Genomic DNA, 25,891 nt, shown 5'->3' on the forward strand with positions numbered 1-25,891 from the left:
GTTAAAATTAGAAGTTAGCTTTTAATGATAGACCAACTGATCTGGTAATCGGCATTCCAAACATATCAATACCTACACCTCCAGGATTAACTCCTGATACTTGTTCCGGGTCAAACGGAGCGTCTTTATATAAGAAGAACAGGTTGCTTCCGATTAAACTTATTGTTGCATTTTCCATATATTTTGAATGTACACCAAACGTGTATGAAATGGAAGCCTGTCTCAAACGCACGGCTGTCGCTTTATACATGTATGGTTCATCAATGGATCCTGATACTTTTGAATAGTATTTTTCAGCATCAGTCAATCCTGTATAAGGAGTGCCATTTTCATAAACTGCATTTGGAATGGATACTCCTCCAATATCACGGGCATCCGCACTGGCCTTGCTTACCCCATACTGGTCATTTTTAGCCTGAGTGTAGCCTAATACTTTTCCACCAAACTTCCCGTCAATAAGGAAACTGATTCCTAACTTTCCAATATTGAACGAGTTGTTGAAGCCAAGGATAAATTTAGGGTTCGGATTCCCGAGATATTGCACCTGGTTTTCATCTCTTAACGGAACGCCTTCAGCATCCACAATAATTCTTCCCTGTCCGTCTCTCTTGAATACTGATCCGTAGATATCTCCAAATGAACCACCCACTTTTAACCTGTTGTATCCTCCTCCTGTAAGCACAAAGGTCTTATCGGCAGGGATCTGTAATCTGGATGGGAAGAGTTCTTTAATGGTATTTTTATTGGCGGAAGCATTTACTGTAGTTGTCCAGTCAAATTTGCTTCCCGCAAATACTTTATAAGATAAGCTGGATTCAAATCCTACATTCTGAATTTTTCCGGCATTAACATCAAATCTTCCGGTTCCAAATCCTAAGTTGGAAGATATTTCCACCGCCTGTAAAAGCTGGTTGGATACTACCGAATTATAATAAGTGAAATCAAAGCTTAAACGGTTATTAAAAAGTTTAAGCTCTGTTCCTGCTTCAAAAGTTTTGTTAAGTTCCGGTTTAGCAAAAAGTTCAGAAAACTCAGGCTTGGTAACCGGTGATGAATTAGGAGTAATCATAGTACCTGCATTTACCTGGTAACGGTAAATATTAGGAGCAGTTAGGTTGGAATACAGTCCGTTTCCAACTTCTGCATAGGAAGCTCTCACTTTCCAGAAATTGATGGATTCTGAAATATTAAAGATTTCTGATAAGATTGCATTTAAACCAATAGATTCATAATCAAAAGAAATCCTGCCAGTTCCTGACAGCGTTGAATCCCAGTCATTTCTAAATGTAAGATCCAGATATAAGAATTTTTTGTATCCTAAATTGGCACTTGCAAACACGGACTGGGTCTGTTTTTTCGTTCTATATATTACGTAGCTTACTCCATTCCCATTCTGTCCCGGCCATTGTAAATTATTCAATTCAAACAAGTTAGGAATCACCAGAAGGTTATTCTCTATGCTGCTTGAAGTATATCTTTGTGTATTTATACTTCCACCTACCGTAAAATCCAAAGAAATATCATCAGTAATTTTCGGGCTTCCGATTAATAATGCGTCTCCGTAAGTAGATGTGCTTTCAATAACATCTTTGTAAAGCTTACCATTATCATTCCCTCCCAACAAGACAGGCAAGGAATACACTGCTACATTACGCTGGCTGTCTGAGGTGGTATAATTGTAATTTCCTCTTACCCTGGCCGATAACCAAGGGTTGATCTGATAGCTCAATGTCGCTGCACTGTAAAGGTTTTTATTCTTTGTTGTTACAGGGTTTTTATAAAGAATCCAATAAGGGTTTTGAGATTCTACGCTAAAGCTTCCGTCTGGCTTTATGGCCCACCAGTTCTGTGCAGGAAGCAGTCTGCTGTTATTTTGATAAGTGTAGTTCGAGCCACTGAACTGATCGAAATCAACACCTCTCGGTAACCAATACAGATTTACAAGCGGAGAGTAATACGATCCTGGGGTCAGCCTGTTCTTACTGTTTTGTAAAGATCCCATGAAGTTGGCATCAAGGGTCAGCTTATCATCAAGGAATTTACTTGAGTTCCTGAAATTAATATTATACTGATCAAATACTGATGTAGGAATAATTCCTTTATTTGTTGTATTTCCTATAGAGAAAAAGTTATTGGACTTTTCATTTCCTGATTGAAATGAAAGATTGTTGACCCATGTAGTTCCGGTCTGTAAGAAATCTTTGAGATAATCTTTTGAAGCTCCTTTTGCTCCCCAACTCTGCTGAGAACCGGTTTGTCCTGCCGCATGGTCGTAAGGAATGCTCTGCAGATAACTGTACTGTAGTTCTGGAAGGCTATAAGCCTGATCAAGAGTTAAACTTGTTGTATAAGATAATTTACTTCTACCTGTCTTTCCTTTTTTCGTCACAATCAAAACAGCACCGTTACCTCCCGCAGCCCCATACAATGCCGCAGCTGAAGCGCCTTTAAGGAAGTTGATACTTTCAATATCCTCGGGATTGATTGTACTCAATACATCTCCCGTATCCGGCATCGAAGCAAAAAAGTCCACATTCGGTCCCTTTGTATTGTTAATAATAGGAATCCCGTCAATCACATATAACGGCTGGCTGTTTCTTGTAGATTTATCCCCTCTCATCACCACTCTCACGGATCCTCCTACACCACCATTGGTTTTATTAATCTGCACATTGGACACCTTTCCGTTGATTGAATTCAAAAGGTTGGGTGTTTTTACTTCTGTAAGCTCATCCCCTCCAATTTGCTGGCTGGAGTACGTTAAGGATCGTACCTGCCTTTTTATCCCCAAAGAAGTAACAACCACCTCTTCAATTTTGGTTGTTTTAGCAGTATCTGCCTTTTTAGTATCCTGTGCGTAGGCAGATAAAGAAATAGCTAATAAAACCGGTATAACAGTTTTTCTCATAAGGTTAGTTTTATTAAGATTTATTTGAGAATCAACCACATTGCTTTAAATATTGTTTAGATTTTAAAACAGGATTTATCTTCACTTTTCTGCAACATTACATCCCGTTTACATCAAATAATTAAAGTTTTGTTAAGATTTAATTCATATTAGCAAATCTAAATTTTGTTGGCAGCCAGATATAATGCTATTTTATCATAAAACGATATTATTTTTTCAGTCATTTTACAGACACCGGATTTACTCGTTGATTTACAGTACACTAAATTAATTTTCAGCATATGAATTTTAATAATCATATAATGCTTTTTTAACATTTTTTGATTAAAATACACCTATATCCATTAAAAATCCGGATAGAAACTATCCGGATATCTTGATTACAAAAGGTATTTGCTTAATTTAAAAGACTACTCGATTTTTTTCACTCCTTTAAAAAGTTCTTTAAATTCTGTTGGTGTTGTTTTTTTTATGGATTTGAAAACCTTATTAAAGTTGGCTATATTATTAAAGCCAGCTTCAAAAGCAGTCTCAAAAACAGTCAGATTCTTCTCCATTAGCCATCTTGCAGCATAGCTGATCCTGATTTCATTCAGATAATTTACAAACGTTTTACCTGTTCTTTTCTTGATGAACCTATTGAATGTTACACTACTCATATTGATAAGCGATGCAGCGTCATGAAGCGTTATTTTACTTTCAAAGTTTTTATGTACAAAATCATGAACGATCTTCATTTTATCGTTATCCGCAAAGGTTTCAAGCTCTATACTGTAAGAGGATAAAAGTGTTTTGTCCTCGGCAATAGCCAATTCATTAAGAATTTTCATGATCTCGATAAAAGATTCAAAACTGTTCATTTTGGATAAATTGAGAAAAGAGTCCTTCAGCTTTTCAGCTGTTTCCTGGGAAAATAAAATTCCCCGGATCGAATCCTTCATCAGGTTACTGATGGGCTTCAGAATATTTTTATCCATCATGGACTGGTTAAAAAAATCCTGGTTGAACTGTACTGTTATTTCATGCGTCTTCCGGTTTTTGCACTTATGATTAGCCCAGCAGTGCGGAAGATTCGGACCCACCAACACGAGTTCGATATCGCCGATTTCTCCTGTGTGATCACCAATCATCCGGCGGTATCCCTTTCCTTTGCTGATAAAATTGATCTCGATCTCCGGATGATAATGATAAGGAAAATCAAAAGATGCCTTTATCCGGTCAAACACAAGAAAACTGTCCTCAGGAGATAATGGAGTTATTTCTCTTAAAATATTTTCTAACTTACTCATCTAATCTTTGAAGAAAATTAATGTTATCATTCAATACGGTATTTTTTACAAATTTGATAAAAAACCAATCAACTAATATATAATTTTTATTTTTTTCTTTACTTTTAATTAAAAAAATGAAATTAAATTTTGAAATAGTACCTATTATAAAGTTTTAAAAATTACTTGTCAGGAAAAAAGTACAATATTTAAGGCTTTTTATCCATTGAATCCGGCTTGCAACTACTCTATCTTTGTATCATCAAAATAACAACAACATATTAAAAACAACAAAAAACAAACATTATGAGACGTAACGCAACAGCCGTTTGGAACGGCAACATCAAAGAAGGTAAAGGACACTTAACTACTCAAAGCACAACTTTAAACGAGACACAGTATTCTTTCAACAGCCGTTTCGCGGACGGAGTAGGAACCAATCCTGAAGAATTATTGGCTGCAGCCCACGCAGGATGCTTTACGATGAAACTGAGCGCCGAGCTTTCCCAGGCTGGTTTTACTCCTGAAGAATTAAAAACAACCTCTGTGATCACCCTTGATCCAAGCATTGGGAAAATCACAAAATCTGAACTGACTTTAACGGCAAAGGTTCCGGGACTTTCAGAAGAAGAATTCCAGAAATATGCTAAAATAGCTGAGGAAGGATGCCCGGTAAGCGCAGCTTTCAATTTTGAAATTACCTTGAATGCTACTTTAGCTTAATAATAAAAATTCTTATTTGAACCATTAAAATTTTTAAGCAGTGAAGGAGAATTAAGAGAATATCAAATAGCTTTTAAAGGACAATGTCTTTTATCCGCACGGATTCTTAATTATTCTTCACTGCTTAAAAATCTTGATGGTTTATTTTCCTGCATATTATACAGTTTTTTTGCTTAATATCTTTACGGTAAAGAAAGGTCAGAAGATTTTAAAGACTTAACTTATATGCTCTTCTTTATATCATAATTTTAAACCTTAAGTGTCCCGAAACTTTTGGCTTTGGTGGCAAAACAGGCTATAAAATATACCAATCGGTATATTTTGTGTATATTTGCAGTATACTAAATACTTAAAATGTCAAAAGCAGAAAAGACCAAACAGTTTATTATTGAGAAAACAGCTTCTTTGTTCAATACCAAGGGTTATATGTCTACATCTTTATCTGACATTACGGAAGCTACAGGCCTTACCAAAGGAAGCATTTACGGAAACTTTGATAATAAGGATCAGGTTGCGCTTGAAGTTTATAAATACAACTCCAGTCTACTGTCCAAAAGTATGGCAAGATCCTTAGGAGATGAATTTCCAACTCCGATTGATAAATTAAATGCTTTTGTTAATTTTTATCGTAAAAACTGGAAAGCAGTCTTTAAAAACGGGGGCTGTCCCCTGATGAATGCAGCCACCGAAGCCGATGATACTTTTCCCAGCCTGAAGCAACAGGTTACCCAATCATTTGAAGGCTGGATCAAAAAAATAACGGCCGTCATTGCCGAAGGACAGAAAACCGGAGAAATACATCCGGATATCAATGCTTATGAATACGGATCGCTCTTTATTATGCTCATAGAGGGCGGGATTCTTCTTTCCAAAACAACAGAAGATGAAAAATACTTAAACCTGGCATTAGACAGAATATTATTCATGATCGATAAAGAGCTAAAAATACTTCCATCATAAAACTTTTCAATATGGAAACAAAAAAAGTGGCCATTGTAGGATACAGCAGAATTCCCTTTGCCAGAATTAACACAGCCTATGCAGACCTGGATAATCAGGAGCTTCTGGAAGCGGCGCTTAATGGACTCATCAACAAATACCGTTTGCAGGGGAAACTCCTTGGTGAAGTAGCGGGAGGTGCTGTTATCAAACACATTTCAGAAAGTAACCTCATCAGAGAAACCGTGATGAATACTGCGCTTGATCCTGCTACTCCGGCATGTGATCTTCAGCAGGCCTGCGATACAGGAATTGAAGCAGCTGTATACATTGGAAATAAAATTGCATTGGGACAGATCGAAAGCGGTATTGCCTGCGGTGTTGAAGCAATGAGTAACATTCCGTTTGAATCAGCACCGAGATTAAGAAAAGCACTGTTGAAAGCCAATAAAGAAAAATCAGTATTTGGAAAACTAAAACAGCTGCTAACTCCAAAACTGAAAGACTGGATGCCGATTCCCTACAAAGGACAGGAACCCAAAACTGGTCTGGTGATGGGCGGACATACGGAAATCACAGCTAAATATTACAAAATTTCCCGCGAAGAACAGGATGAACTAGCGTTTAAAAGCCACAGAAACATGGCCAAAGCTTATGATGAGGGATTTTTTCACGATATGATTATTCCCGCATTCGGATTAGAAAAGGACAATAACCTCCGCAGGGACACCAGCCTTGAAAAACTCTCTCAGCTGAAGCCTGCTTTTGATAAAGAGAACGGAACTCTTACAGCCGGAAATTCAACTCCTTTTACAGACGGAGCTTCTGCAGTGCTTCTGGCCAGTGAAGAATGGGCTAATGCCAATGGTCTTCCAATTTTAGCCTATATTACTTTTTCAGAAGTAGCAGGAATAGAATATGTTGAAAACAAACAGAATCTTCTCCTTGCTCCAGTTTTTGCCGCAGAAAGAATGCTTAAAAAAGCAGGAATGAGTCTGGAAGACTTCGATTATTATGAAATTCATGAGGCTTTTGCCGCACAGGTCCTTGCCACCATTAAGATATGGGAAAATGATGATCTGGCTAAAAAATTCGGACTGGAAAAAGCATTGGGGAAAATAGACAGGGATAAGCTGAATGTAAAAGGCGGAAGCCTCGCAGCAGCTCATCCTTTTGCAGCTACAGGCGGAAGAATTATCGGTACCTTAGCAAAACTACTTCATGAAAAGGGAAACGGAAAAGGCTTTATCTCTATTTGTGCCGCACGCGGACAGGGTGTAACTATGATTTTAGAAAAGTAAAATATGGACAGATTAGCACAACTGCAGCAATTCATCGGAAAGGAATTTGACCAATCGCCTTCACCGTTTATGAAATGGCTCAATCCTATTGTAGTTTCTGCAGAAGAAGGACATCTCGAATTCAAATATACCGTGAGACAGGAATGGCTTAATCCGATCGGCAATCTTCATGGCGGAGTAACAGCAGCCATCATTGACGATATTATTGGAGCCACAATGTTCTCCCTGAATGAAAATTCTTTTATCACTACCATCAATAATGTGATCGATTATTTTTCAACTGCAAAAGAAAATGATAATATTGTAGCCGAAACGAAAATTATAAAAAGAGGCAGGCAGTTTGTCAATGCGCAATGCGAAATATGGAATGCAGACAAAACAAGACTGATTGCCAGGGGAACCTCTAATCTATTCAAAATTAATAACTAGGTATGAAAAGAGTTGTCATTACAGGACTGGGCGCAGTGACGCCTTTGGGGAACAATGTCGAAGATTTTTGGCAAAACAGTATTAACGGAGTCAGTGGAGCGGGTTTAATTACCCATTTTGATTCAGAAAAATTTAAAGTACACTTCGCCTGTGAGGTGAAAAATTTTGATCCGAAAGTTCATCTGACCCACAACGAAATAAAAAGAAGCGACTTATTTTCACAATATGCAATGTATGCTTCCACCGAGGCAATCCAGGATTCAGGGCTTGAACTGGAAAAAATGGATCCTTTCGACACAGGTGTTATCTGGGGAACCGGTCAGGGCGGCATGATCACATTTGAAACAGAGGTCATGAATTATGCAGAGGGAGACGGAACACCGAAATTCAATCCTTTCTTTGTTCCTAAATTTATCGCCAATATGGCTTCGGGAATGATCTCCATGAAATTCGGGCTGAAGGGAATCAATTATACCACTATTTCAGCCTGTGCAACAGGAAATACCGCATTAATGGATGCGTTCAACTATATCCGTCTTGGAAAAGCAAAAGTAATCATCAGTGGAGGTTCTGAAGCGGCTGTCACACCTGCTTCTATAGGCGGGTTTTCAATTATGAAAGCGATGTCTACCAGAAATGATGATTTCGCCACAGCAAGCCGCCCTTATGATGCAGACAGAGATGGTTTTGTGATGGGTGAAGGTGCCGGCGCTCTGATCCTTGAGGAATATGAGCACGCCAAAGCAAGAGGAGCTAAAATTTATGCCGAGCTGGCTGGAGCTGCTATGACCGCCGACGCTTATCATATGACTGCACCCCATCCGGAGGGAATCAGTGCAATTAAAGCCATGCAGCTGGCAATGAAAGAAGCAGGGGCCAATATTGAAGATCTTGATTACCTTAATCCTCACGCTACCTCTACTCCTCTTGGAGATCTGGTGGAACTGAAAGCAATCAGTAAATTATTCGGAAGAAATAAGAATCTTGATATCAGTGCCACAAAGTCTATGACAGGACATTTATTGGGTGCTGCCGGTGCCGCGGAAGCAATCCTTTCCATCAAAGCTGTGGAAAAAGGAATTATTCCTCCTACCATCAATCTGCATCATATTGATGAAAATATCCCGAAAGACGTGAATATCGTTTTTGGAGAAGCTAAAGAAAAGGAGATCAATTTTGCATTAAGTAATGCCTTTGGTTTTGGAGGGCACAATGCAACTCTGGTTTTCAAGAAATTCAAATAAATCATATAAAAAAAGCAGTCTGGTTGACTGCTTTTTTATTTTATCAATTAATTTTAAGAAATTTTGAACCCGTTTTCTACTTGGCATCAGCAATAAAATAGTCTTCTGCATGATCAGCAATCGGAATATAAAGCCTCTCCCATTTTTCACTTTCTATCATCTCCCAGCTGTGGCCTTCTCCCTTAGTATCTTCGGCCAGAAGGATAATTCCGGGTTCAATAAGAAATGTAGAGCCGTTGCTTACTTTGAACTTTATTTTCCCTTTTAATGTTACTACATACTGCCTTCTTGGAGCCGGATGAGTTGCTTTCTGCCACTCTTCAACTATAGTGCTTATCCAAAAAGTGGTAATATTCATCGGCTTTAAAGTCGGAATTTTCCCTTTTTCGAAGGTACTTGTTCCATCAGGGTTATTCATCAGCCTGAAAGCAGAAATAAATTCTGAAGCATTCTCCATTCTCAGATGATTATGACTTTAACCATTCTGACGAGGAAAGGTAATTCTGATCGGGATAATAGATGAAAAGACAGTTCCGTCCTTTTATGGTATTAATGATCGGCTGTGTTAATGATCTTGGTACTGCCGGACATCCCCAGCTTCTTCCGATTCTTTTGTGCATGGAGGCAAATTCATCGCTTACATAATCTGCTCCGTGCATCACGATAGCCCTTCTGTAGGCAGCATCATTAAAACCTTTATCCATTCCAAGCAATTTCAAAGAATATCCGTTGTCTCCCTGATAAGTGGCATCCGTGATATAAAACCCTAAGCTGGTCTGCAGCGAACTTTCCGTATTAGAAAAATTCGTCGCAAATTCTTCGCCTGTATTTTTTCCGTGTGCTACCAGTGAATTGAACAGTACCTTTTTCTCATTGGTATCAATTACCCAAAGTCTCTTTGTATTCGAAGACATAGAAAAATCGCAGATAGTCAATAAATGCGAGTCCTGATTCAGCAATCCTGCTTTTTTTAAATTTTCAAAACCTGTTAATGCTTTTGCGAAAACTTCATAATTAAGTTCATGTTCAGGTTCAAATGGAATTGATTTGTACAATTCTTCTGATGAAGATGCTGTACCAGCGGTCTTCTCAGTTTTCGTGTCTGCTACTTTTTCAATTTTTGCTGTATTGACATTCTCATTCTTTACTGCCTTTCCCGGCGAAAGATAGAATGAAGTCGTGACCATATAAACCAGGCCTAATACACTATAAATTCCTTTCATTCAATAATATTAAATTCCAAATTAGTGAGGCAAAATTATAAAAACATAATTACCAGACACTTATAAGTCCACAAAGTTTAACTGAATTTAAGAAACTTTAACGTCCTGATTTTGTGAATTAAAGCCTTTATTTTTGCTAATCTGCAACAAATTCCAGGCTTACGGAATTCATACAATAACGCAATCCTGTAGGTTTCGGGCCATCATCAAAAACATGTCCAAGATGGGAGTCACACCGTTTGCAAAGCACTTCTACCCTTTCCATTCCATATGCCGTGTCTCTCTTGTAATAAACACCTTCTTTATCTGCCTCGAAAAAGCTTGGCCACCCGCAGCTGCTCGCAAATTTTGACGTAGAACGGAAGAGATGATTGCCGCAGACTGCACAATAATAATCTCCAATTTCATCAAATTCATTATACTTTCCGGTAAATGCTCTTTCCGTAGCTGCCTCTCTGGCGATGGCATATAAGTCTGGGGCAAGGATTTTTTTCCATTCATCATTAGAAATATCAAGTTTTGAAGTGTCGGTTCTGGAATAGTATGGATTGTTTTTTGCTTCTTTATTTTCCATAGGAAGTGTTTTAATAAACTTAGGTTTCTGCGGACATGCCTGCAAAAAGGTTAATAATTATGATAAAAACTAAAAATTTCATTGTAAATTTTAGTCCTGAATTTCATACGGGTTTAAGATGATGGTTTCATTACCAAATTTAGTAAATTTGAGAATATGAATGACGAAGCGAAAAGAAAACAGCTGAGAAAATATAAAATGTTTGCCACCGGATTATTTATCCTGATGGCCGTTATTTTTATCGCCACTACCCTACTTCAGAAGTCGAATCCATCTCATTGGCTTGGCTACGTAAGGGCTTTTTCCGAGGCTGCAATGGTTGGGGCCTTGGCAGACTGGTTCGCTGTGACTGCTCTTTTCAGGCATCCGCTTGGGCTTCCTATTCCGCATACGAACCTTATTGAAAACAGTAAACAGAGGCTGGGTGATAATCTCGGCAGCTTTGTGGTGAGCAATTTCCTTTCACCTCAGAATATCCGCCCTTATATTCAGAAGCTTAAAATTTCGAATTTCGTTGGGGAATGGCTTGGAAAAGAAAAAAGCCAGGAGATCCTCATCCGGAATATTTCTGATATTGTTCTGGATATTCTCAATAAACTTGATGATACTTCTGTGAGCCAGTTTATCAGCAAAAAAGTATCTGAAATGACGGATGATGTCAAGCTTAATAAAGTAGTGGGCAACGGTATCAGCTACATTCTTGAAAAAAATGACCATCAGAGAATTGTTACCAATCTTTCCAAACAAATCAAAGATTATATCATCGAAAATGATGAAATGATCAAAGACCGCGTACAGAAAGGGAGTTATTCATTCATTCCTTCTTTTGTTGATAATAAAATTGCAGATAAAATTTCCAGTGGACTTTCGGATTTTTTCAGGGAAATAGAAGAAGATCCTGACCATGAAATCCGAAATCTGATTACCCGGAAGATCCATGATTTTTCTACCGACCTGAAGGAAGATCCGAAATGGGATGATGAATTTAAAACCATCAAAAATGGCCTTCTGAAAAATGATAAACTTGATGAATACTCTAATGATATCTGGATTTCCATTAAGAAAACTTTGATGAAGGAATTACAGGATGAGCAATCTTCCCTAAAAAATTACCTTACGAAAAACCTTAATGAGTTTTCTGAAAATTTAAAAACGGATGAAAATCTTCAGAATAAAATAGATCATTGGGTAAGGGTGACGGCATATAAATATATCCTTAAAAACACCCATCAGTTTGGGAACCTCATCAGCTCCACCGTAGGAAACTGGCAGGGCAAAGAATTAAGCGAAAAAATGGAACTGGAAGTGGGAAAAGACCTGCAGTTTATCCGGGTGAACGGAACGCTCGTTGGAGGACTGGTCGGGCTGATTATCTACACCATCGCCAATTTCTTTCTCTAAAATTATTCAATCAACCATGAAAAAACTATTAATCACTTTGTTTATTCCCCTTTTTACCCTCTGTTTATGCCAGAAAGTTGAATTAAGGGCAGTAACGGATTCCTCACAGGTTTTCAAAGGGGAGATCGCAGGAATGCCCGTTACCATGCAGCTTTATTTTGCCGGAATTGCAGATTGCAGCCTGTATCAGTATTTTGTAGACGGATGGTATTATTACGATAAATATCAGAAAAAAATACCTCTGACCGGTATTTACGATTACGGAAAACTTTCTTTATATAATTTTGGAAGCAAGCAAAAGCAAAATTCAAAAGTATTTAAAGATCAGATTACTTCACCCCAAAAAGTGGAGAAAGCTAATGAAATAGCAGAAACTCTTTCTCCCCAAGAGTATATTGTCTTTGAGCAGGATAACCCTAAAGAAAACTCAATCTCGGGTAATTTTTATTTGAATAAAAAAGCTCAACCTGCCAAGTTATTTACAGGCAATGATATGATCTACCGTTATAATAATTACCTGACATTACCCAATAACAAAAAGATCAATACATTTGATTTCATTAATAAACATGGAGGAAACCGGCTCATTTCGTATGCTTCCGGAGAAAACGGAAACCGGATCCTTCTGTATTTTGAGCATTCATCCAACCTTAACGCATGTGGGAGATGCGGGGCCAGTGAAGGTGAAAAAGGCTACAGAATTTTGTACTTTACCAAAGACTGGAATTATAAAAACTATGAAGAATTCCTTACTGAAAGCTGTATGGAAAATATTTATGATACCACCGAGACAAAATCCCAGGACCGGAAAATCTTAAAATATAAAATCAATAAATCTTCATCTTCTCCTGCCTATACCTTTACCGTTGACATTAAAAATGCATCAATTGCAAAGTCAAAATAAAAAAGAGAACATTAAGCTCTCTTTCTTTTTATCTTGGAAGCCTGCTGGCTCTTTTTAACAGTTCTTTATTGATCTCATTGATCAGTTCCGGGCCTTCGTAGATAAATCCGGTGTATAACTGGATCAGTGTGGCTCCTGCATCCAGCTTCTCGATAGCATCTTTTGCACTATGGATTCCTCCTACCCCAATTATTGGGAAAGCTCTGTTGCTTTTATCGGAAAGGTATTTGATCATTTTTGTACTTCTTTCACGGATAGGTTTTCCACTCAATCCGCCATTTCCTATCTGTTTCAAAACTTCAGGAGAGGTTTTCAGACCTTCCCGGTTGACAGAGGTATTGGAAACAATCACACCGTCAATTTTTGTCTCTGCAATCAGCTCTACAATTTCATCTAGCTGATTGTTATTAAGATCCGGAGCAATTTTCAGCAATATGGGTTTCTGTACAGATTTTGACTGATTGATTTTCTTTACTTCAGTAATCAGCTCACGCAGATATTCCACATCTTCCAGCTTGGCATGGCTTCCCACATTCGGGCAGCTCACATTCAGTACAAAATAATCAACATGAGGGTGAAGACCTTCAAAACAGTCCAGGTAATCCTGGGTATAATTTTCCGGGGTGGTATTGGTATTTTTTCCAATGTTTCCTCCGATGATTATTTTCCCCTTGTTGGATTTCAGTTTTTCGATCGCTGCTTCAAGACCATCATTATTAAACCCCATCCTGTTGATAATTCCCCCGTCTTCAATTAAACGGAATAATCTCTTCTTAGGATTTCCTGCCTGAGCTTTTGGCGTTACGGTCCCTATTTCTACAAATCCGAAACCAAGATCTCCCAATTCATTAAACAGAACAGCATTTTTATCAAAACCGGCAGCCAATCCTACAGGATTTTTAAATTTCAATCCGAAAACTTCTCTTTCCAGACGCTTGTCTTCAATAGGTTTGGGTAAAAATAGTTTGGTAAGAAATCCAAAATTTTTAAGCATTGAAAATGTAAAATGATGAACTTCCTCGGGGTCAAATTTGAAGAGAATGGGTCTGATGATACTTTTGTACATTGAAAAAAAGTTTTACAAAAATACTCAATTTAAAATTAATGTTCGGTTAACCTATAATATTTTATCAAAATATTTTATAAGTATTATCTATAAACATAATCATCTGCAAAATCAGAGAGATGTTTTTTAACGCAAAGGTTTAACCAACAAATTAATTAAAATCTTAAGAATACGCACTCAAATCGAAATTCAAAATATATCCTACTTTTTTGAACTCTTCATCTATAGTGGCATTTAGTGTAATTCTTTCGTTAGAAACAGGATGATTAAAAATCAATTGATAAGCGTGAAGCGTCATTTTATTGATGTCAAATGTTTGAAGCCACAACTTATTCTGTTTATTGCAACCATGTTTCCGACAACCTAAAATCGGATGCAAAATATGTTTAAAGTGTTTTCTCAACTGATGAAATCGTCCCGTTTCAGGAATAGCTTCTACCAGACAATATCTGGAAGTTTGATGTTTTAAAAAAGGTAAATTGATTTCTGAAGTCTGTAAACGACGATAATAAGTGATTGCATTCTGCCTGACTTCATTTTCATTAATCAAATCATAATCGATAGTTTCTTCTTCTTTCGTCCATCCACGAAGAATGGCTATGTATTTTTTTTCGACTTCCCGCGATGCAAACTGATCGCTCATCATTCTCAATGTTTCTTTATCTAAAGTGAACAGCAAAACACCTGAAGTTTTTCGGTCTAATCGATGTACAGGAAACACTTTTTGTCCAATCTGTTTCTTCAACTCCTGAATGGCATAAGTATCGGCTTCTCCTGCATAAAAAGATTTATGAACCAGTAATCCGCTGGGTTTGTTGATGGCAATAATATGCTCGTCGCGATAAAGAATTTCTAACATGGGACAAAAGTAGAAATTTCCGGATGATTTTAGCCCTGATTGAGCGGCATGTTTGAGCTCATTTTTTTGGATTTGGTGCGGCGGCTCCGCCGCCGCACCAAATCCAAAAAAATAGTGAGTAGAAAAAGCAGGTTCCTGGCTTCTAATTTTCTACATAATAAAAACTTCCATCTTCCCGCTCCCATCTTCCTACATTTTCACTATTTTTGCACATCAGACGTAAAAAAAATTATGGCAAAGCAAGAAGATGTTTTCAAGAAAGTGATTTCTCACGCTAAAGAATATGGTTTTATTTTTCCTTCCAGTGAGATCTATGACGGTTTATCCGCTGTGTATGATTATGGACAGAACGGTGCCGAATTAAAAAACAATATCAAACAATATTGGTGGAAAGCTATGGTACAGCTTAACGAAAATATTGTCGGCATTGATTCGGCGATCCTTATGCATCCTACCACATGGAAGGCATCAGGCCACGTAGACGCTTTCAACGATCCACTGATTGACAATAAAGATTCTAAAAAACGTTTCAGAGCAGATGTTCTGGTAGAAGACTACTGCGCAAAAATTGAAGATAAAGAGAATAAAGAAATTGAAAAAGCGGCCAAAAGATTCGGTGAATCTTTTGACAAGGCTCAATTTGAAGCTACAAATCCAAAAATTTTGGAATACAGGGCAAAGAGAGAGGCCATTCTTTCCCGATTGGCAAAATCTCTGGAAAATGAAGATCTTGCTGACGTAAAAGCTTTAATTGAAGAGCTTGAGATTGCTGATCCTGATACCGGTTCTAAAAACTGGACAGAAGTAAGACAATTCAACCTGATGTTCGGAACGAAATTAGGAGCTTCTGCAGACAGCGCGATGGATCTTTATCTGAGACCGGAAACAGCTCAGGGTATCTTTGTTAACTTTTTAAATGTTCAGAAAACTTCACGTCATAAGCTTCCTTTCGGTATTGCTCAAATCGGTAAGGCATTCAGAAATGAAATTGTTGCAAGACAGTTTATCTTCAGAATGCGTGAGTTCGAACAGATGGAAATGCAGTTTTTTGTAGCTCCGGGAACTGAACTGGAGTTCTATGAAACCTGGAAGCAAAAACGCCTGAACTGGCACTTAGCTCTTGGATTAGGTAATGAAAATTACAGATTCCATGATCACGAAAAACTGGCGCATTATGCCAATGCTGCAGCTGATATTGAATTCAACTTCCCATTTGGATTTAAGGAATTGGAAGGGATTCACTCGAGAACGGATTTCGATTTGAAAGCTCATGAGGAATTTTCAGGAAGAAAGCTTCAGTTCTTCGATCCTGAAAGAAACGAAAACTATGTCCCTTACGTTGTGGAAACTTCTGTTGGTTTAGACAGATTATTCCTTTCCATCTTCTCACACTGTCTGAGAGACGAGGTATTGGAAGACGGTTCAGAAAGAACAGTTCTATCTTTACCTCCGGCTTTAGCACCAATTAAAGCAGCAATTCTTCCGCTAATGAAAAAAGACGGTCTTGCTGAATACGCAGAAAAGGTTTTCAATGATCTGAAATATGATTTCAACTTATTCTACGAAGAAAAGGATGCCATCGGAAAACGTTACAGAAGACAGGATGCCATCGGTACTCCTTACTGTATCACCATCGATCACGACTCTTTAACAGACCATACGGTTACAATAAGAGACAGGGACACAATGAAGCAGGAAAGAGTACCTGTTTCAGAATTAAGAAGAATTATCGACGAGAAAACAAATTTCAGAAATTTACTTTCTAAAATATAAACTAAAAGGCCCCAGGATTGGGGCTTTTTTATTCTTTATAGGCGCCTGTGCTATTTGTTAAATACTGAATATTTTTTAAACACCCGTAGATCTAACAGAAAGTTCAGATTCTTTTTTGCTTTCTAATTTCAATAAAGAAAATGAAACTTGTCCGGTGTATGTCTTAATTTATTATTTTTGGAAAAATAATAATTATGAAAAAAATATATTTTCTGCTCTTCGGATTATTCCAGACGTTATCCTATTCCCAGACCCAAGACCTTACAGCACTTGCAGCCGGCGATCATGTAGGCATGAATGCACTGTTCGATGATAAAGATAATCTTTACGGTTATGTTTCTCTTTACTCTTACGGAAAAGCAGGCGATAAGACTAAGAAATTCGAATATGTAATCCTTGATAAAAACCTTAACCCTGTTGCCAACAAAGAGTTTGAAGGAGATATTACAGCCGGTTCTTATCTCGGCTATGTTGATTTTAAGGGGCAGATCATTTTAAAACCTTCCATGATGGATTATTCCCTGGTAAAAAGCAGGGAGGTCTTCACACCGGTTTCTATGGTGATAGATCCGAAAACCAATACCATTAAAAGAAAAGTTTATTACGATTATTTAGAGGACGGTACATTCAAGGAGATTAATGAACCTAAAAACTGGAAAGCACAGCGCAAGGAAAACCGTGAAGAGAAAAAGGAAAAGGGCTATAATTATGTTTCCGCTGTAGGAGAAGTAAAGGAAGGAGGTTATTTTGCTATAGAATACAAAGACTACGGAAAATATGTGAACAATAACAGCATCATTAAATTTGATGACAACAAAAAGGAACTCTGGAGGTATAAATACAATACCGATGGGAACAAAAAGGTATTTTCCACCTTATCCGTACTGGAAAGAGATGAGAATTATATGTACTGCATCATGAAAAAGGAGGATGATGATAAAAAATCTTTCAGTCTTGTTGCCATCGATATGAAAACAGGAAAAGAAGCCGCCAATAAGCCTATCACAGGGCTTTCTGATACGACGATTGACTTCATCGACAGTTTTTCTCTGGGCTATGGCAGCCTTGACAATGATAAAACATTTGACGACAAGATTGTTTTACTGGGAAGAAATTTTTCCAAATATGATTTTATAGGCTACGCCAGAATGATGGTAAATAAATCTGATTTTACCGTAGATACGAAAGAGATCAATTTCAAGCCGGACTTTGCATCATTCCTTCCGAAGATCAATGCGAACGGCATGGTAGAAAGCGGCTATATGCTTCAGACCAAGGATATGTATTTTATGAACGACGGAAGCGTTGGTATCCTTACCGAAAAATACAAACCTGCCGGCCAGTACAATGCGCCTAAAACTACAGATCTCGTTTATATTTACACGGATAAAGATTTCAAGATCAAAAATGTAAAAGTTTTTGAAAAAGAAAAAACGAAGTGGGTGAACAGCGATTATCTTTTCTCCCAATACCTCAACGGAGGAAAAGATGTTGTCTTCTTTTACCGTGACTATCAGAAAGATGAAGTTACCAGACAGAAAAAATGGAATCTTTTCATCAACACGGTTATTGACGGAAAGTTCCAACAGGAAATCATTCCTATTTCTGAAAAAGACAATTACGCCGTTACGCCATACGTTGGAAAAGAAGGTTATATTCTTCTCAGAGAGTATAATGAAAAGGAAAAATTCAACAAGATCCGCTTGGAAAAGCTGAACTATTAAAAAAAATAAGAATCCTGATGATGCATCAGGATTCTTTTATTTGGTAGCTGTTCTGGTAAAAATCTGCTATATTTTTAATGTCATCAAGGCTCAGATTCCACATAAAGCTAAGGAACTGCTGGTAACTTTCGCTTTGGTTTTTAGGTTCTATCCTGTCCAGATAACGGTTGAGATTATAATTTTTTCGGGCTTCATATATTTTAGAAAAGCATTTTCCCAGCCAGCCTTTATAATATTTTTCCTCTTCCCCATCCTGCAGAAACTGCATGGATACATAGATCCCCAACCCGTAATCTTCAGAGTGAAAATAATTGGGAAGGATTTCCATTCTCGCCATTTTCTTTAGTGCTGTAAAAGTCTCAGAAGCTTTTTCCGGTCCTGCGGATACTTTCAGCTCTGTAAATATTTTTTTGAGCTTCTCGATTCTTCTGGACATTTCGGGGTGTGATGCCAGGGAATCTTTATCCAGCTTTTCTTTGTAAAAATTATAATTGTACAGTGAGAAATCCTCTTTTTTCATCCACTTTTCGTTGAAAGCCTGCTTGGGAAGATCAAAAAGCTTTTTATACGTATCCACTTTTAATTCACGCGGAGAGATCGTATCAAAATCCTGCAGGCGCTGAAGTGCATTGACAAATTCAGCTTTCTTAAAATCACTGCTCTTAAAGATCACATAACCCAGCGAATCTGCCTTCATTTCCTGCTTTCTTCTTTCGACTCCTTTTTTATAAGCACGGTTTTTAAGGATGTCAAAGGCTTTCTGGTTTTGGCTCTGACTGCGTTTTACCGTTGTTTCTTTCAGATTCTGCACAGTTGTTTTATCCAGCTGATCCTGCTCAATAATGTTTAAGAATGTTTTAAGCGAATGTTCGTCTATTTTATGCCCTAATTCGTGGGTAATCACTGCTGCGATCTGGTCTTCGCTGTTCAGCCAGTTGTATAAACCCATATTGATCACGAAAGTACCGTCTGCAAGACAGTAAGCATTGGGAGTGTTATCTCTTGCCACTAAAATTTTCAGGTCCTGGGGAATATTCGGATTGTTTTTTTTGAGGCGCTGGATCAGGCTTTTTATTTCAGTTTCAAATTCAGACTTGAAAATAAAATCTTTGTTTTTTACCTGCTTCTCAAAATCAGTTCCGAATTCCTTGTAAATTTTAGATAATTCTGAACCTGTCTTCCCGGAATACTGTGATCTTAATTTTTTAATAAAAACCTCGTTATTTCCGGCAAAGCCTTTTAAAAATTCTTTTCTCTGCAAATAGTCTGCGGTGTCGATCATTTTATAGGTCTGGGCAGCTCCCATCACTGAAAAAATGAAAAACACGAATACAATAAGTTTTCTGGTCATATTTTTCATCATTAATCGCAAAAATAGTTTATTTACTGTTTCTTTCTCATTTTCTTATCAAAATTATTTTAAATTTGTTTGAGACTGATATTCATAACCATATGAAGGCATTAAAATATGTAATAGGCGGAGCAGCTGTAGGGGTAGCCGCAGTTTATCTTTTAGGATACGATTATTTGTTCAGCGGAATTTCCAAAACGTATCTCAAAGGAAAATCAAGCGCTCATATCGACGACGGGAAGCTCTTCCCCGGAAACCTCATCGCTACTGACGAGCCGGAATTATGGACTGAAGATACTGAATACAACCATCAGGAACTGCCTGACAATATAATTGAAAATTTAAAGCACTCCAAAACAGCCGCTTTTGTTGTTATAAAAAATGGAAAGATCCTTCATGAACAGTATTGGGACGGCTATAACCAGCTTTCACAGACCAATTCTTTCTCTATGGCAAAGGCTGTTACGGTTATGCTGCTAGGAAAAGCTTTGGAAGAAGGCATCATTAAAAGTATTGATGAAAAACTCTCTGACTTTTATCCAGAATTTAAAGAAAAACAATTCGGAAGTGATGTCACCCTTAAAAATTTAGCCCGGATGGAAGCAGGACTCGACTGGGATGAAGACTATAATAATCCTTTTCTACCGAATGCAAAAGCCTATTATGGCAAAAATCTTATTAAAGCTGTATTTTCAAGAAAGTTTAAAGAAGAACCCGGTACCGGATTTGAATACCAGAGCGGCTCTACCCAGCTCCTCGGATTTGCTTTGAAAAAAGCCCTGAACCAGACTTTAGCAAGCTATTTATCAGAAAAATTCTGGATCCCGATGGGAATGGAACAGAATGCCTCATGGAGTACGGACCATTACGGGATGGAAAAAACATACTGCTGCATCCACTCCAATGCAAGAGATTATGCAAAACTGGGACAGCTGTTTTTGGATAACGGCAAAGTGGGTGAAAAACAGATCCTCAATCCGGATTTTATTGAGCAGATGAGAACACCTACGGAAAAATCTGAAAAGATCTATGGAATGGGCCTCTGGGTCAATCATGACAATCCCATTAAACATTATTACTTTCTTGGGTTGCAGGGACAATATATCATTATGGTTCCCGAACACAATATGGTCATTGTAAGAACCGGAAGCTACAGCAATAATCCTAAAAATGACAGGGGAAGACCGGATCAGGTAAGATTCCTTGTCAACGAAACCGTATCATTATTCCAATAAACTATGGAAAAACACAACATAAAAGTCGATGAATATATTGAGGAATCTCCGGATTTTGCAATACCTATCTTAAATTATCTTCGTGAGACCATCCATGAAGTCTGTCCTGATGTGGAAGAAGCTATTAAATGGAAGTTCCCAACCTTCATGTATAAAGGAAAGATTCTTTGCTCAATCACTTCTTTCAAGCAATATTGCAGCCTGGGATTCTGGCTGCATCAGGAAATGAAAACTTTAAAGGAAATTGAAACAACAGCCAAAGAAAGTTCAATGTTCAGTTTAGGCAAACTCACCAAAATGGAAGATCTCCCTCCAAAGCTTCAGCTGAAAAAAGCAATTCAGGAGGCCATGGAACTTACAGATATGGGAGTTACCATGAAAAGAGCTGCTCCTGCAAAAACAGAAACTGCAATTCCTGACTATTTTGAGAAGGTTTTGAAGCAAAATAAAAAAGCTTTAAAAATTTTTGAAGAGAAATCCCCTTCATTCAGAAAAGAATATATCAACTGGATTGCTGAAGCTAAAACGGAATCGACCAGAAATAAAAGAATGGAACAGTCTTTGGAATGGATAGCTGAAGGAAAATCCAGAAACTGGAAATACGAAAAAAAGTAAACACAATAAATGGGGAAAAAAATTACACTCTTTCTCTTTCTTATATTTTCAAATTCTATATTCTCTCAACATTTTGATTTTGAGAGACAGTATGGATATGCGCGATCCCTGGCTTCTAAAAACCCGGACAGCTCGGAAATTGTCCTGAATATCATCATCGATTCTGCTCAGAGAAAAAACCAGCCTCATTATATCGCTAAAGCTTATTATCTGAAATCATTCAACAGCTATTTAAGATCAGATGCAAAAGGAAGTCTTGATTTTGCGGAAAAAGCCCTGAAAATCTCCACAGAGAACAGTTATGCCCCGGGAAAGGCGCTTGCCTACAGGATGCAGGGAACCCAGTATGCGAAGCTTGGACTGTTAAAAGAAGCTTCACAAAGCCTGAATAAAGGTTTGTCTGAAATAAAAAACGAAAATACGGATGAAGGTCATGAGCTGAAGGGAATGATCTACAATTCTTTTTTGATCCTTTTTAATCAGAATGAATATCAAAAAAAAGAATCTTATTCTAAAAATGCCATCCGAGAATATCAGCAGATCAGAAACATTCCGAGAAGGAACGAACTCTTGGTTTCGGCATATACTAATCTGGGTTACAACCTGTCAGAAGTTAAAAAATTTGACGAGGCCCAGTCTTTTTTTGCGAAGGCTCTTGCCCTGATTGGGAGTGACAATTATTATCTGAGATCCAATATTCTTCATGATATAGGATTCTCGTATCTACAGCAGAATAAACAGGACAGTGCTGTTCTATATTTTCAAAAGGCCTTAAAAATAGCCGGCCAATATGGTTTTACAGAAAAGAAAATAGAAATTACAAAAAACCTTGAGGAAGCCTACACAAAATTGAAGGACCCTGAAAATGTTCAGAAATATAAATTAGAAAACCTTGAATTAAAAGACAGTGTTGCTTACAATCAGAAAATGGCCATCAATAAAACCCTTACCCAAAAGGAAGAGAATTTTGACAGCCAACTGATTAAAAGCCATAGTCTCTCAAAAGGCCTGATTGTAGCCTGTATCATGCTGCTTCTCCTTTTGGGAGCGGTTATTTTTAATATGATCAGCCTCAAAAAAAAACACAAAAAAACTGTCACCCAAATTTATCAGCAGGGAATTACTCCCATTGCGTATGAAGAAGACCTTCATGAAGCTGAAGATCAATCGGGAAACAGCATTCCGGCTGATATAAAAATTTCACCTGAAGCAGAGGAACACATTTTAGCAGGCTTAAAGGCCTTCGAAGAGAACTTTGACTTTAACAACAAAAACATTTCACGCTACAACGTATCTCATACCTTGAATGTGAACACAAAATATCTCTCTGCAGTTATCAGAAAGCATAAAAATTTCAATTTTAATCAATATATCAATCATCTGAGGATCAATTACATTGTTGGTAAGCTAAAAGAGGATCCTCAATACCGTAAGTACAAGATCAACCATCTCGCAGAAATTGCAGGATACTCCTCTCACAGTGCTTTTTCCCTTGAATTCAAGAAGATAACCGGAATACACCCTTCTGCATTCATCAAAGCTCTGGAAGGAATATCGTAATTACTGCTCCGCTATGGTCAGGTTATTATAGCCCCCGGTATTATTCAGTGAGAAACCGGCTGTATTTAAGCCATTTAAATTGAACCAGATATAAGGCATCAAACGCTGTCCTGTAGTCATATAAAAAGAAGCTGTACAGTTACTTCCTGCATCGATATTTCCGTTGCTGTTTGAAGACATGGTATTCACGCATTTTACAGTATTTACAATATTGGCAGGGAGTACTCCTGCTGTGTTATCATACAGTTGCCAGATCGCTTCTATCTGAATCGGGTTCAAAGGATCTGCTGTATAATTAATGGCAAGAGGAGCCAGATCTGTAGTAAAAGAAGCGACATAAACTCCGTTCCGGGGTGCTGTAAAAATTCCTGTAGAAGCATTAAAACTGCTTCCGGAGTTACTTTCAAAAGCTTTCGTCCAGCCTACAAGATAATTGCTCGCACGGTTCTGCAGTCCTGTAGTGGTAGCTGCAGCAGGGGAAGCCAGCTTTACCGTATTGTCCGTTTTTGCAGCGATAACAATGACCTTATTGGCTGCCGGCTGAGCGGTAAGCAAAGGAAGCCACTGGTTCCCGTTGGAATATTCCATTCCGGTATTGTAGCGAACTGCGCCTTCGTCTGCCGCTGCCGCTGTAAGTGAAGACGTTCCAAAACCGATTGCTCCGTCCCCTGAATTTCTGGCATCTACTTTTACAGCCGGAATGTGTGTCCCCGCTCCTATTCTTCCAGTATTCGTAATCAAAACATCATTAGCCTGCTGAGCAGGTGTAAATGAAGATCCTGACACGGGATTATCCTTTTGCCCATCGGTATGAAGGATCCCTGCTGGATTCGGTGTATTAACCCCAACCTGTGAAAGTGCAAAATTGAAGCTTAATGCTAAAATTATTATTAAATATCTTTTTTTCATCATTCCTGTTTTTATAATCCGAAAATACTTAGAGAAGTCAGTGAACCATCTGTATCTAATGTTTTTGCAGTTCCTAAAGCCTGGTTGAGGCTTACCGTGATATTGTCTCCCTTGTTAAGGTTAAAAATCCCGGAACAGTTTCCCGCGACACGGTTGGAAAGGGAATTGGTCCCGGGATAGCTTCCTACACATTTGAAAACTTTATTGGTTGCTGAAGAGGTGGAATTCGTCTGAATAAGGGTTTCATAGCGTGAATCATTGGCAATAGTGCCTGAAGTCAGTGAAAATGTGAAAGAGACAATATATACCCCGGCTTTGGAAGCGGTAAAAACTCCCGTTCCTGAATTAAAACTGCCGTTAACATCTGTCTTTTTTGTCCAGTTAGTGACAGCTACCTGTGTTCCGCTGGTGAAACTCTGTGCCGAAGAATTTTCAGCATCTACGAAATCACTGGTGACTTTATGTGCCAACGTGACCCATGAAGCTCCATTGGAGTAGCTTAGATCCTGTGTTCCGGAATTGTACCTCATCGCCCCTGCTTTTGCTGCAGAAGCGGTCTGTGATGTTCCGCCAATACCTAAAGCATTCAGGCGTTCACCGGATCTTAAATCCAATCTTACTTTAGGTGATTTTGTTCCGGCACCCATATTTCCTGAAGAAGTAACGACTACATCATCATAATAGCTGGCCGGAACTGCCAAAGCCGTATTTTTCTGACCGTCTATATGAAGTATTGCTTCGGGAGCAGACATATTGATTCCTATCTGTGCTTTAATAAATAGGCTTCCACCTATCATTAAAGCAATTGCTAATCTTTTTTTCATATCAAGTGTGTTATTGTTCTACAATGGAAAGATTTACAAAACCATATTCATTACTGGCCGGAGTGGTATCTGTCCGCAGGCTTAAGCTTCCGTTATAAACTGACTGGTAAATATGTGGCTGGAAGGTATCACCTTTATTGAGCTGTACTCCGGCAACACATGAACCTGCAACCTGTGCCTGCTTTGAAGTATTCGAAAAAGATTTTACACATTTTTTAACGACAGTACTTCCGTTCACCACATATCTTGCTTCGGAAAAATATCCTGAAACAATAGGGATTCTTACAAAATCATATGTAAAAGAAATTAAGTAAACACCGGTTCTTGGCGCTGTGAAAATACCCGTTCCGGGAGTGAAATTAGCAGTAGGGTCAGAAATTTCTGTCCATGCAGAGATTCCTGTAGAAACCTGATAAGGAACTTTAACCGCAAAATTGGCAGCCTGAAGATTAGCAACTACAACAGCCTTTGTAGGCGAAGAAATAAGATCCTGCCATACAATTCCATCCGAATACTGCATTTTTCCACCACTCAGCGGATTATACCTCATCGCTCCTGAACCTGCCACAGATGCTGTCTGGGTAGTCTCGCCTATTCCGATAGAGTTATCTGTATTATTAGCGGACCGTGCGTCTATTTTTACCGCAGGAGCAAGAGTTCCCACTCCTATTTCTCCGTTGGCAGTGAACACCACATCATTAGCTGCCTGGGCAGAAGTTGGGGTTCCGGAGGCTGGATTATCTTTGGCACCATCGGTATGCAGTACGGCTTGAGGACTTGATGTATTAATACCAACTTGAGCACTGGTAAAACTCATCAAAAAACATCCTCCAGCCACTACACTTTTCATCAATGTGTTTGTTTTTTTCATGTAATTTGTGGTTTTTAGAATGTGAAAATTCTTCTGCAAAGATAGATTGAAGTGAATCACCTGTACAATACACGGATTGGGCAATAAAGCCTAACCCTTTGATAATATTGGTATTACAAATATTTAAACAATATCAAAATTCGGAATTTTAATAAATACTGATGTCAAAATTCAAAAAAGCGTGCATTTT

At 38.1% G+C, this 25,891-nt stretch carries 23 protein-coding genes; 12 read left to right on the forward strand and 11 right to left on the reverse strand.

Annotated elements, in window-relative coordinates:
- Positions 1-7: 7 nt before the first annotated feature.
- Both J2T03_RS12135 and J2T03_RS12140 read right to left on the reverse strand, forming a co-directional pair.
- Positions 8-2,908, reverse strand: coding sequence for a SusC/RagA family TonB-linked outer membrane protein (locus tag J2T03_RS12135; protein ID WP_307211450.1), 2,901 nt, complete (start codon positions 2,906-2,908; stop codon positions 8-10).
- A gap of 410 nt (positions 2,909-3,318) precedes the next feature.
- Positions 3,319-4,197, reverse strand: coding sequence for an AraC family transcriptional regulator (locus J2T03_RS12140; RefSeq protein ID WP_034739217.1), 879 nt, complete (start codon positions 4,195-4,197; stop codon positions 3,319-3,321).
- 285 nt (positions 4,198-4,482) lie between these two features.
- Between J2T03_RS12140 and J2T03_RS12145 the strand changes: the two genes are divergently transcribed.
- The 5 genes from J2T03_RS12145 to fabF all read left to right on the forward strand — a co-directional run bounded on the left by J2T03_RS12145 (position 4,483) and on the right by fabF (position 8,812).
- A complete protein-coding gene (locus J2T03_RS12145) occupies positions 4,483-4,899 on the forward strand; it encodes an OsmC family protein (RefSeq protein WP_040993352.1) in 417 nt (138 codons plus the stop codon).
- Positions 4,900-5,253: 354 nt separating this feature from the next.
- Complete coding sequence (locus J2T03_RS12150; protein ID WP_307211452.1) at positions 5,254-5,859, forward strand: TetR/AcrR family transcriptional regulator; 606 nt, start codon at positions 5,254-5,256, stop codon at positions 5,857-5,859.
- A gap of 11 nt (positions 5,860-5,870) precedes the next feature.
- Positions 5,871-7,139, forward strand: a complete 1,269-nt coding sequence (locus tag J2T03_RS12155; RefSeq protein ID WP_307211453.1) for an acetyl-CoA C-acetyltransferase — start codon at positions 5,871-5,873, stop codon at positions 7,137-7,139.
- Between the two features lie 3 nt (positions 7,140-7,142).
- A complete protein-coding gene (locus J2T03_RS12160) occupies positions 7,143-7,568 on the forward strand; it encodes a PaaI family thioesterase (protein WP_306840634.1) in 426 nt (141 codons plus the stop codon).
- Positions 7,569-7,570: 2 nt separating this feature from the next.
- A complete protein-coding gene (fabF, locus tag J2T03_RS12165) occupies positions 7,571-8,812 on the forward strand; it encodes a beta-ketoacyl-ACP synthase II (protein ID WP_307211454.1) in 1,242 nt (413 codons plus the stop codon).
- A 76-nt stretch (positions 8,813-8,888) separates the two neighbouring features.
- Here the strand turns inward: fabF and J2T03_RS12170 are convergent, their stop codons facing one another.
- The 3 genes from J2T03_RS12170 to msrB all read right to left on the reverse strand — a co-directional run bounded on the left by J2T03_RS12170 (position 8,889) and on the right by msrB (position 10,609).
- Entirely contained in the window at positions 8,889-9,269 is a 381-nt protein-coding gene (locus J2T03_RS12170; protein ID WP_307211455.1) for a hypothetical protein, read from the reverse strand.
- A 10-nt stretch (positions 9,270-9,279) separates the two neighbouring features.
- Entirely contained in the window at positions 9,280-10,035 is a 756-nt protein-coding gene (locus tag J2T03_RS12175) for a murein L,D-transpeptidase catalytic domain family protein (protein WP_306840639.1), read from the reverse strand.
- 136 nt (positions 10,036-10,171) lie between these two features.
- Positions 10,172-10,609, reverse strand: a complete 438-nt coding sequence (gene msrB / locus J2T03_RS12180; protein WP_306840641.1) for a peptide-methionine (R)-S-oxide reductase MsrB — start codon at positions 10,607-10,609, stop codon at positions 10,172-10,174.
- Positions 10,610-10,765: 156 nt separating this feature from the next.
- On the opposite strand from msrB, the gene J2T03_RS12185 reads away from it, so the two are divergent.
- Together J2T03_RS12185 and J2T03_RS12190 are read left to right on the forward strand one after the other, a co-directional pair.
- Positions 10,766-12,010 (forward strand): DUF445 domain-containing protein, encoded by a 1,245-nt coding sequence (locus J2T03_RS12185; RefSeq protein ID WP_306840644.1) that lies wholly within the window; start codon positions 10,766-10,768, stop codon positions 12,008-12,010.
- A 16-nt stretch (positions 12,011-12,026) separates the two neighbouring features.
- Positions 12,027-12,914, forward strand: coding sequence for a hypothetical protein (locus tag J2T03_RS12190; RefSeq protein ID WP_307211457.1), 888 nt, complete (start codon positions 12,027-12,029; stop codon positions 12,912-12,914).
- 28 nt (positions 12,915-12,942) lie between these two features.
- On the opposite strand, the gene J2T03_RS12195 is transcribed toward J2T03_RS12190, so the two are convergent.
- Entirely contained in the window at positions 12,943-13,980 is a 1,038-nt protein-coding gene (locus J2T03_RS12195) for a quinone-dependent dihydroorotate dehydrogenase (protein ID WP_307211459.1), read from the reverse strand.
- A 163-nt stretch (positions 13,981-14,143) separates the two neighbouring features.
- Positions 14,144-14,839 carry a pseudouridine synthase gene (locus J2T03_RS12200; RefSeq protein ID WP_307211460.1) on the reverse strand — a complete coding sequence of 232 codons (696 nt, stop codon included), beginning with the start codon at positions 14,837-14,839 and terminating at the stop codon, positions 14,144-14,146.
- A 231-nt stretch (positions 14,840-15,070) separates the two neighbouring features.
- Between J2T03_RS12200 and J2T03_RS12205 the strand changes: the two genes are divergently transcribed.
- Together J2T03_RS12205 and J2T03_RS12210 are read left to right on the forward strand one after the other, a co-directional pair.
- Complete coding sequence (locus J2T03_RS12205) at positions 15,071-16,612, forward strand: glycine--tRNA ligase (protein WP_307211462.1); 1,542 nt, start codon at positions 15,071-15,073, stop codon at positions 16,610-16,612.
- A 194-nt stretch (positions 16,613-16,806) separates the two neighbouring features.
- Positions 16,807-18,336: a hypothetical protein gene (locus J2T03_RS12210; RefSeq protein WP_307211463.1), complete on the forward strand. Its 1,530-nt coding sequence runs from the start codon at positions 16,807-16,809 to the stop codon at positions 18,334-18,336.
- A 25-nt stretch (positions 18,337-18,361) separates the two neighbouring features.
- Here J2T03_RS12210 and J2T03_RS12215 read toward each other — a convergent pair whose 3' ends face one another.
- Positions 18,362-19,687, reverse strand: a complete 1,326-nt coding sequence (locus J2T03_RS12215; protein WP_307211465.1) for a M48 family metalloprotease — start codon at positions 19,685-19,687, stop codon at positions 18,362-18,364.
- A gap of 101 nt (positions 19,688-19,788) precedes the next feature.
- Between J2T03_RS12215 and J2T03_RS12220 the strand changes: the two genes are divergently transcribed.
- From J2T03_RS12220 to J2T03_RS12230, 3 genes are read left to right on the forward strand one after another with little or no spacing between them, the layout of a single operon-like run.
- Entirely contained in the window at positions 19,789-20,922 is a 1,134-nt protein-coding gene (locus tag J2T03_RS12220; RefSeq protein ID WP_306840662.1) for a serine hydrolase domain-containing protein, read from the forward strand.
- Between the two features lie 3 nt (positions 20,923-20,925).
- Positions 20,926-21,537: a YdeI/OmpD-associated family protein gene (locus J2T03_RS12225; RefSeq protein WP_307211467.1), complete on the forward strand. Its 612-nt coding sequence runs from the start codon at positions 20,926-20,928 to the stop codon at positions 21,535-21,537.
- A gap of 9 nt (positions 21,538-21,546) precedes the next feature.
- The gene (locus J2T03_RS12230; protein ID WP_307211469.1) at positions 21,547-23,097 is read left to right on the forward strand and encodes a tetratricopeptide repeat protein; all 1,551 of its coding nucleotides are present in this window, start codon (positions 21,547-21,549) and stop codon (positions 23,095-23,097) included.
- Here the strand turns inward: J2T03_RS12230 and J2T03_RS12235 are convergent, their stop codons facing one another.
- The 3 genes from J2T03_RS12235 to J2T03_RS12245 are packed head-to-tail and all read right to left on the reverse strand — an operon-like array spanning position 23,098 to position 25,701.
- Positions 23,098-24,009, reverse strand: coding sequence for a hypothetical protein (locus J2T03_RS12235; RefSeq protein WP_307211471.1), 912 nt, complete (start codon positions 24,007-24,009; stop codon positions 23,098-23,100). It lies immediately after the preceding gene.
- Positions 24,010-24,017: 8 nt separating this feature from the next.
- Complete coding sequence (locus J2T03_RS12240; protein WP_307211473.1) at positions 24,018-24,830, reverse strand: hypothetical protein; 813 nt, start codon at positions 24,828-24,830, stop codon at positions 24,018-24,020.
- 10 nt (positions 24,831-24,840) lie between these two features.
- Complete coding sequence (locus J2T03_RS12245) at positions 24,841-25,701, reverse strand: hypothetical protein (protein WP_306840672.1); 861 nt, start codon at positions 25,699-25,701, stop codon at positions 24,841-24,843.
- Positions 25,702-25,891: the final 190 nt, after the last annotated feature.

It is taken from the genome of Chryseobacterium lathyri (genome assembly GCF_030812195.1).
In the GTDB taxonomy this organism is placed as follows: Bacteria; Bacteroidota; Bacteroidia; order Flavobacteriales; family Weeksellaceae; genus Chryseobacterium; species Chryseobacterium lathyri_A.